At 42.8% G+C, this 8269-nt stretch carries 9 protein-coding genes; all 9 read left to right on the top strand.

All coding sequences use genetic code 11. The features are described from left to right. Positions 1 to 1074 precede the first annotated feature (1074 nt). From E5A76_RS11685 to E5A76_RS11725, 9 genes are read left to right on the top strand one after another with little or no spacing between them, the layout of a single operon-like run. The gene (locus E5A76_RS11685) at positions 1075 to 1473 is read left to right on the top strand and encodes an ATP synthase subunit I (RefSeq protein ID WP_008988649.1); all 399 of its coding nucleotides are present in this window, start codon (positions 1075 to 1077) and stop codon (positions 1471 to 1473) included. A 1-nt stretch (position 1474) separates the two neighbouring features. Beyond that, positions 1475 to 2242 carry a F0F1 ATP synthase subunit A gene (atpB, locus tag E5A76_RS11690; RefSeq protein ID WP_045065288.1) on the top strand — a complete coding sequence of 256 codons (768 nt, stop codon included), beginning with the start codon at positions 1475 to 1477 and terminating at the stop codon, positions 2240 to 2242. A 52-nt stretch (positions 2243 to 2294) separates the two neighbouring features. After that, positions 2295 to 2531, top strand: coding sequence for a F0F1 ATP synthase subunit C (atpE, locus tag E5A76_RS11695; RefSeq protein ID WP_004730405.1), 237 nt, complete (start codon positions 2295 to 2297; stop codon positions 2529 to 2531). A 52-nt stretch (positions 2532 to 2583) separates the two neighbouring features. Beyond that, positions 2584 to 3054: a F0F1 ATP synthase subunit B gene (gene atpF, locus E5A76_RS11700; RefSeq protein WP_053987843.1), complete on the top strand. Its 471-nt coding sequence runs from the start codon at positions 2584 to 2586 to the stop codon at positions 3052 to 3054. A gap of 14 nt (positions 3055 to 3068) precedes the next feature. After that, positions 3069 to 3617 carry a F0F1 ATP synthase subunit delta gene (locus tag E5A76_RS11705; RefSeq protein WP_161119045.1) on the top strand — a complete coding sequence of 183 codons (549 nt, stop codon included), beginning with the start codon at positions 3069 to 3071 and terminating at the stop codon, positions 3615 to 3617. A gap of 12 nt (positions 3618 to 3629) precedes the next feature. Continuing rightward, positions 3630 to 5171, top strand: a complete 1542-nt coding sequence (gene atpA / locus E5A76_RS11710) for a F0F1 ATP synthase subunit alpha (RefSeq protein WP_008988653.1) — start codon at positions 3630 to 3632, stop codon at positions 5169 to 5171. A gap of 57 nt (positions 5172 to 5228) precedes the next feature. Continuing rightward, on the top strand, positions 5229 to 6101 hold the full coding sequence (gene atpG / locus E5A76_RS11715; protein WP_008988654.1) for a F0F1 ATP synthase subunit gamma: 873 nt from the start codon (positions 5229 to 5231) through the stop codon (positions 6099 to 6101). Positions 6102 to 6122: 21 nt separating this feature from the next. Beyond that, positions 6123 to 7508, top strand: coding sequence for a F0F1 ATP synthase subunit beta (gene atpD, locus E5A76_RS11720; RefSeq protein ID WP_161119046.1), 1386 nt, complete (start codon positions 6123 to 6125; stop codon positions 7506 to 7508). A gap of 16 nt (positions 7509 to 7524) precedes the next feature. Beyond that, on the top strand, positions 7525 to 7968 hold the full coding sequence (locus E5A76_RS11725) for a F0F1 ATP synthase subunit epsilon (RefSeq protein WP_053987847.1): 444 nt from the start codon (positions 7525 to 7527) through the stop codon (positions 7966 to 7968). The last annotated feature ends 301 nt before the right edge of the window (positions 7969 to 8269 follow it).

Here is an 8269-nt window from a genome sequence, read left to right on the forward strand (position 1 = left end):
CCCCCCCCCCCCTTTTATTTTTATGATCCCGCCACCACCGCGATCTACACTTATGGGAGCGGCGGCCGCGGCAGAGGGGTATACGCGACCGATTAAATATATAGTCAATTTGCATTAAACAAAAAAACGCTTCGATATATCGTGTAATGATAGCTTAGTTAGCAGATTATTTATATTTTTTGAATGTACTTTTACGCTTTTATTTTTTGATGTTTGTTACAAAAAAATAGCACATTTTATTAGCAGTAATATTTTACTCATTTGGATGCTTGTTTGAACGCAATTGAGAGCGATTACTTTTATTGAAGGATATGTGCTTGATAGATCTGTGATGACATAATAAGTATTAATAAACAATGGGTTAGTTAATGCTTAACGTTTAAATGTTGTTTTAAATCAGCTTGATAGAAGCGCTCTTGCTTGAACTTCTACTCTTTATTTCTACTTCTTCCATTTTTTTCTCTGATGTCTTTTCCTTACCTATATTGCGTGGAATGGCGCTGGCTGTGGTTCTTGGCTCCAACTTTTCACCATGTAAAAAAGTGCCATTTCGCCGTTCGCTCAACAAATTTCGTTTTATGACAGTAAATGAAAAATAGTAATAAAAAAGAGGTCGAAATTTTGCTTTGGGAACAATTCTTATTACCCAAACGTTTTCGATTAATGCTCATTTTTATTAATAATGTGAATACATATTTATGCATCATGCGTACAACATAATCCATTGTGACTTCAATTGTTGTTGCTTCTCAAAAATGAAAAACATTGATTGCAATTTTTTTTATAGCGCTCGTGATGGTGATCACGTAGATTTTAAAAGGTAGGAGGTTGAGCGGAAGTGCTTGATTTACATGATTTGTTTTTTACGTCGTGAGAATTGGCAAAATTTCGCTTTGGTTTATTAATAAATACGTAACATTGTATTTATTACTGATACGACTCCTAATGGTTTTATTTCTCTTGCAAGATTATTCACTCTGTATGCTGTGCAGGTTGTGTCATAAGTTGAAATAATCCGTAATAAGTTGATATGGAGGGGTTGGCTGCTTAGTGCAAATGTAAAGAGGATTGAAAATGAATGCGGATTCTGGTTTTAGCGATATTTTATCTGCAGCAAAAAAGATTTTAATTGGTCAAACGATCCTAGGTTCTCTATTTATCTGTTTTTCCTTTATTTCTGCTGATTGGCTTTGTATTAAATCTTCCATTATTGGAGTCGCTATTGCGGTTATTCCATCTTTGTTAGGTTTAATGACTGCCGCTTTTAAAATAAAAACAAATAAAGACATTAATATTCGATATTTAGCCAAGCTTAATAGTTTTATTAAGTGGGTATATACCGCAGTAATGATGTTAGCTGTTGTTCGTTTTATTCCAGTTAATCATGTAGCTATGTTATTGGCTTACAGCGTGACATTTTTAGGATGCTTTTTAACCCCGATACTAAACAAACCTCAATTTAGGATGACGTAAGGTGGAATCAGTAACTACTGCTCATGATTATATTGAGCACCACTTAACATTCCTTACTGTAGGCGATGGTTTTTGGAGCCTCAATATCGACTCCATGTTTATGGTATGGGTGTTAGGTTTACTGTTCATCGGGCTCTTTAGGTATGTGGCAACCCGTGGAACCGCAGGGGTTCCTGGTCGATTGCAGTGCTTTATTGAAATCACGTATGAATTTGTAAACAACCTCGTTAAGGAAATATTCCAAACGAAAAGCAAAATTGTTGGTCCATTGGCATTAACGATTTTCGTCTGGGTTTTCTTAATGAACATGATCGACTTAATTCCTGTTGATTTTGTTCCAACGTTAGCGCGTGAATTAGGCTTTACTCACTTCCGTGATTTGCCTTCTGCCGATGTTAACGTGCCGATGTCGATGGCGATTGGTGTGTTTATTTTGATTATTGGTTACACCCTGAAAAATAAAGGGTTAGTTGGCTTTATTAAAGAGTTAACCACGCAACCATTTGAACACCCATTGTTGTATCCGGTGAACTTCGTTTTGGAGTTGGTAACATTAATTTCAAAACCAATTTCTCTTGGACTTCGACTATTCGGAAATATGTATGCAGGTGAAATGATTTTTATCCTGATTGCATTAATGCCGTGGTGGATCCAGTGGGCGCTAAGCGTGCCTTGGGCATTATTCCACATTCTGATTGTGTTCCTTCAAGCCTTTATTTTCATGGTATTGACAGTTGTATACCTCGCAATGGCAACCGAAGAACATTAATTAAATTCGTTTCAATTTAAGTTTATATATTTAGTAATTTTTGGAGTCTTTCATGGATATCGTAAGTGCAGTTCTTTACGTTGCTGGTGCGCTTCTCATTGGTTTAGGTGCAGCTGGTGCGGCATCTGGTATCGGTAACCTTGCAGGTAAATACCTAGAAGGTGTTGCTCGCCAACCTGATCTCACCCCTATGCTACGTACTCAATTCTTCATCATGATGGGTCTTGTGGATGCGGTTCCTATGATCGGTGTGGGTATTGGTCTTTACATCATCTTTGCTGTGGCGTAATCGCCAAAACTACCGTTATAAATCATAACGTTATTTAAATAGTGAGGATGGTATGAATTTAAATGCAACCATGCTTGGTCAGGCAATCTCTTTCGTGATTTTTGTTTGGCTATGTATGAAATATGTATGGCCACCGCTAACGGCGTTAATTGAACAACGTCAGCGTGATATCGCCGAAGGACTGATTCATACCGAAAACGCATCAAAAGAGCTTGAGTTAGCGAAAGCTAATGGTGAAAAGATCATTGATGATGCGAAGAAAAGTGCAAATGAATTAGTTGAGCAAGGGAATAAACGCCGCGCTCAAATCATCGAAGACGCACAAGCGGAAGGTGAGAAAGAAAAAGCGCGCATTATTGCTCAAGGTCAAGCGGAAGTAGAAAGCGATCGAAATCGTCTACGCCAAGAACTACGTGCAGAAATGTCTGACATGGTAATTGAAACCGCACAGAAATTGATTGCTCGTAACTTAGATACGGATGCGAACCGCGATCTTGTTAATAAACTCATCAAGGATATGTAAGCGGGGAGCACATTATGTCAGATCCACTAACGATTGCTCAGCCTTATGCCAAAGCAGCGTTTGATTTCGCTCTTACCAATAATGCATTGGAACAATGGGAGCAGATGTTAATCGTGGCTTCAACGGTGGCTAGCCAACCTGTGATTGCTCAGCAAATCGAAGATAGTGAGCAATTTGGCGAGCACGACTCGGCAGCATTTACAGATATGTTCTTAGGCGTTTGTGAAGGATTGCTGGACGAACACGGTCAGAACCTGATCAAAGTAATGGCAGAGAATGGACGTCTAAATGTGTTGTCGCAAGTGGCAGCGTTGTTCCATGAACTGAAAGAAGATCATGAACGCATGGTTACTGCTACGGTAACTACCACTGAGCCGTTAACTGATGAGCAAAAAGCGAACCTGAAACAGGCGCTGCAACAGAAATTAAATCGCAGTGTTGAGCTTGATTGTCAGATTGATGAATCGCTTGTAGGCGGAATGCTAATCAAAGCCGGTGAAATGGTGATTGATGGCACGCTAAAGAGCTCTATCCACCGCTTAGCGACAAGCCTTCAGGCGTAATAGGTAAATAATATGCAACTGAATTCCAACGAAATTAGCGATCTAATTAGACAAAGAATCGCGACCTTTAATGTGACCAGTCAGGCACGTAACGAAGGTACAATCGTCTCTGTAAGCGACGGTATTATTGTTATCAATGGTCTTGCTGATGTCATGCAGGGTGAGATGATTGAACTTCCAGACAACCGTTATGCATTGGCACTTAACTTAGAACGTCACTCTGTCGGTGCCGTTGTTATGGGTCCGTACGCTGATCTTGCTGAAGGCATGAAAGTAACAGGTACTGGCCGTATTCTTGAAGTGCCAGTTGGTAAAGGTTTACTGGGTCGTGTGGTTAACACCCTAGGTCAGCCAATTGATGGTAAAGGCGCAATTGATAACGATGGTTTTGCGCCAGTAGAAATTATTGCACCGGGTGTAATCGATCGTAAATCGGTTGATCAGCCAATCCAGACTGGTTACAAAGCGGTTGACTCCATGGTGCCAATCGGTCGTGGTCAGCGTGAGCTTATCATCGGTGACCGTCAGACAGGTAAAACAGCGATGGCGATTGATGCCATCATCAACCAGAAAGAATCTGGTATCTATTCTGTGTATGTGGCAATTGGTCAAAAAGCTTCAACGATTGCCAACGTAGTACGCAAGCTTGAAGAAAATGGCGCACTGAAAAACACCATTGTAGTGGTAGCGTCAGCATCAGAAGCAGCAGCCCTTCAATACCTAGCACCATATGCTGGTTGTACTATGGGTGAATATTTCCGTGACCGCGGTGAAGATGCCCTGATTGTTTACGATGACTTATCTAAACAAGCGGTTGCTTACCGTCAAATCTCACTATTGCTTAAGCGTCCACCCGGCCGTGAAGCTTTCCCTGGTGATGTGTTCTACCTTCACTCACGCCTACTAGAACGTGCAGCACGTGTTAACGCGGAATATGTTGAGCGTTTCACTAACGGTGAAGTCAAAGGTCAAACCGGTTCATTAACGGCGTTGCCAATTATCGAAACCCAAGCGGGTGACGTGTCAGCGTTCGTACCAACTAACGTTATCTCAATTACGGATGGTCAGATCTTCTTGCAGACTAACTTGTTTAACGCAGGTTTACGTCCAGCCGTTGACCCTGGTATTTCAGTATCACGTGTTGGTGGTGCTGCTCAAACCAAGATCATGAAGAAGCTGTCTGGTGGTATTCGTACCGCACTTGCACAGTACCGTGAATTGGCAGCGTTTGCGCAGTTTTCATCGGATCTTGATGATGCTACTCGTAAACAGTTAGACCACGGTGAGAAAGTAACAGAGCTAATGAAGCAAAAGCAGTACGCACCTATGTCTGTTGCTGAGCAATCACTGGCTATTTTCTCTGCTGAGAAAGGTTATTTGAATAACGTTGAGTTATCTCAAATCGGTGCATTTGAAGAAGCATTAATGGCGTTTGCGAAGAGTCAGTACGCTGAGCTACTTGCATCTATTAATGAGTCTGGCAATTACAACGATGATATCGAAGCAAGCTTGCACCAGCTTCTAAAAACCTTCGTTGATACCCAGTCGTACTAAGCGACGAGCAATATCCGTCTAAGCACGACGCAGTATGAATGAAGATAGGAGCTAACCATGTCAAATGCAAAAGAGATCCGCACTAAGATCGCCAGCGTGCAAAACACGCAAAAGATCACCAGTGCAATGCAGATGGTTGCCGCAAGTAAGATGCGTAAAGTTCAGCACAACATGGAAGCGACCCGTCCTTACGCCGAGAACATGCGTAAGGTGATTGGGCACGTGACTTCCGGTTCGCTGGAGTATAAGCATCCCTATCTTGAAGAGCGTGAGGTAAAACGTGTTGCTTACATCATCATTTCCTCAGACCGAGGTTTATGTGGTGGCTTAAACATTAACTTGTTTAAGAAGACACTGGCAGATATGCGCCAATGGAAAGATCAAGGGGTAGCAGTTGATACCACCTTGATCGGTTCAAAAGCAATTTCGTTTTTCCACCGTTTCGGCAATGTCATTGCACAAACATCCGGTATTGGTGATGAGCCAAAACTTGAAGATATTTTAGGCCCTGTGAATGCTATGTTGGAGTATTTCGACGATGGCAAGATTGACCGCTTGTTCCTGGTTTACAACGAATTTGTGAACACCATGGTGCAAAAGCCAAAGGTCATCCAGTTATTGCCTAACCCTGAGCTTGAACAAGAAGAGCAAGATGAAGCGAATGTTTCAAGCCGTTGGGACTACATCTACGAGCCTGATCCAAAACCGATCCTCAACGAGCTGATGCTTCGCTATATCGAATCACAGGTCTACCAAGGCACCGTTGAGAGTATCGCTTGTGAGCAAGCAGCACGAATGGTTGCGATGAAAGCAGCAACCGATAATGCGGGCGAGCTGATTAATGATTTACAGCTTGTATATAACAAAGCCCGTCAAGCCGCTATTACCCAAGAGCTAAGTGAAATCGTAGCTGGGGCACAAGCCGTTTAAATAGAATTCTGAGGACATCAAATGAGTACTGGTAAGATTGTCAAAGTCATCGGCGCTGTCGTTGACGTGGAATTTGACCAAGATAGCGTACCACGTGTGTACGATGCGCTTAACCTTGTTGACAGTGAGCACGCAGAGCTTGTTCTAGAAGTACAACAGCAGATTGGTAGCGGTGTAGTTCGCTGTATCGCAATGGGTTCATCAGACGGTCTACGTCGTGGTTTAGAAGTGGTTAACACTAAGGCACCAATTACAGTGCCTGTAGGTGAAGAAACCCTAGGCCGTATTATGAACGTATTGGGTACGCCTATCGATGAATGTGGCGAAATCGGTGAGAAGAAAAAATACGCGATTCACCGTGCTGCGCCTTCTTATGAAGATCAATCTAACAGTTCTGAGCTGCTAGAAACCGGTGTTAAGGTTATCGACCTTATCTGTCCATTTGCTAAGGGCGGTAAAATCGGCTTGTTCGGTGGTGCGGGTGTTGGTAAGACCGTTAACATGATGGAGCTTATCAACAACATCGCAAAAGCACACTCTGGTTTATCTGTATTTACCGGTGTGGGTGAACGTACTCGTGAAGGTAACGACTTCTACTACGAAATGAAAGAAGCGGGCGTACTGGATAAAGTATCCATGGTGTACGGTCAGATGAACGAGCCACCGGGTAACCGTCTTCGTGTTGCGCTAACAGGCTTAACCATCGCAGAAAGCTTCCGTGATGAAGGTCGTGACGTATTACTGTTCATCGATAACATTTACCGTTACACCTTGGCAGGTACTGAGGTATCAGCACTGTTAGGTCGTATGCCGTCAGCGGTAGGTTACCAGCCTACACTTGCTGAAGAGATGGGTGTGCTGCAAGAGCGTATCACTTCAACCAAAACGGGTTCTATCACTTCTATTCAAGCGGTATATGTACCTGCGGATGACTTGACTGACCCATCGCCAGCAACCACTTTCGCTCACCTTGATGCGACCGTTGTATTGTCTCGTAACATTGCAGCACTGGGTCTTTACCCTGCGATTGACCCATTGGATTCGACTTCTCGCCAGCTTGATCCATTGGTTGTTGGTCAAGATCACTATGATGTTGCACGTGGCGTTCAAACTGTACTTCAGCGCTATAAAGAACTGAAAGACATCATCGCAATCCTAGGTATGGATGAATTATCTGAAGAAGATAAGCAAACCGTATCTCGCGCTCGTAAGATTGAACGTTTCCTTACTCAGCCTTATCACGTAGCGGAAGTCTTTACCGGTCAACCAGGTGTGTTCGTTTCTCTAAAAGACACTATTGCGGGCTTTAAAGGCTTACTAAGCGGTGAGTATGACGATATCCCAGAGCAAGCGTTCTTGTACTGTGGTGGTATCGAAGAAGTACTCGAAAAAGCGAAAAACATGTAAGGCTTAAGGAGGCATTATGGCTATTGGCGTTACCGAGCATACATTCCAGCTCAATATCGTGAGTGCAGAAGGTCCGTTATTTTCTGGCCCAGCACACGCGCTGGCAATTTCTGGCTCCGATGGGGAATTGGGTATTCGCCCTGGTCATTCTCCTTTGTTGAGCCGACTAAAACCGGGTGTGGCGAGTTTTGTCACTGGATTAAAGGATCCTGAAGAAATCCTTTATATCTCAGGCGGTCTTGTTGAAGTTCAACCCACTGTAGTAACTGTACTTGCCGATACGGCAATGCATGGGAAAGACATCGACAAAGCCCGCGCAGACGAAGCTCGACGCGCCGCTGAAGAGAATATCAACAAGCATGCTGATGATATTAACTTCGCAATGGCGGAAATGGATCTGGCTAAAGCAATGGCACAGTTACGTGCAGTTGAACTGACCCAGAAACAGATGCGCCGCTGATCCTGATGGAATAAATACAGTAACCGTTTGTTAGACTACATCACCATAGAAAGACAAGCGGATATTGTTTTGTGCCAACAGGAGACGCATACCTTTTTCATAACAAGGAAACGTGGTGTGAAAGGCAATAATAAATACAGGGACGCTATTTATTAGATGGTATCTCCAGTAGTAAATCCATCACTATCAAAGCCCTTACTTTGTGCCGAGAGTAGGGCTTTTTCTTTTTATTAGAGCTTAAACCCTATAAAAATTGAATTATTTTCTATATTTATGTTTTTAAATGTGTTTTTCAGGGAGG

It is taken from the genome of Photobacterium lucens (genome assembly GCF_009873615.1).
Lineage (GTDB): Bacteria > Pseudomonadota > Gammaproteobacteria > Enterobacterales > Vibrionaceae > Photobacterium > Photobacterium lucens.

Bases quoted from the DNA above. Each gene is read 5' to 3' on its own strand.
- E5A76_RS11685 (WP_008988649.1), top strand. From the start codon at position 1,075: ATGAATGCGGATTCTGGTTTTAGCGATATTTTATCTGCAGCAAAAAAG.
- atpE (WP_004730405.1), top strand. From the start codon at position 2,295: ATGGATATCGTAAGTGCAGTTCTTTACGTTGCTGGTGCGCTTCTCATT.
- atpF (WP_053987843.1), top strand. From the start codon at position 2,584: ATGAATTTAAATGCAACCATGCTTGGTCAGGCAATCTCTTTCGTGATT.
- E5A76_RS11705 (WP_161119045.1), top strand. From the start codon at position 3,069: ATGTCAGATCCACTAACGATTGCTCAGCCTTATGCCAAAGCAGCGTTT.
- atpA (WP_008988653.1), top strand. From the start codon at position 3,630: ATGCAACTGAATTCCAACGAAATTAGCGATCTAATTAGACAAAGAATC.
- atpG (WP_008988654.1), top strand. From the start codon at position 5,229: ATGTCAAATGCAAAAGAGATCCGCACTAAGATCGCCAGCGTGCAAAAC.
- atpD (WP_161119046.1), top strand. From the start codon at position 6,123: ATGAGTACTGGTAAGATTGTCAAAGTCATCGGCGCTGTCGTTGACGTG.
- E5A76_RS11725 (WP_053987847.1), top strand. From the start codon at position 7,525: ATGGCTATTGGCGTTACCGAGCATACATTCCAGCTCAATATCGTGAGT.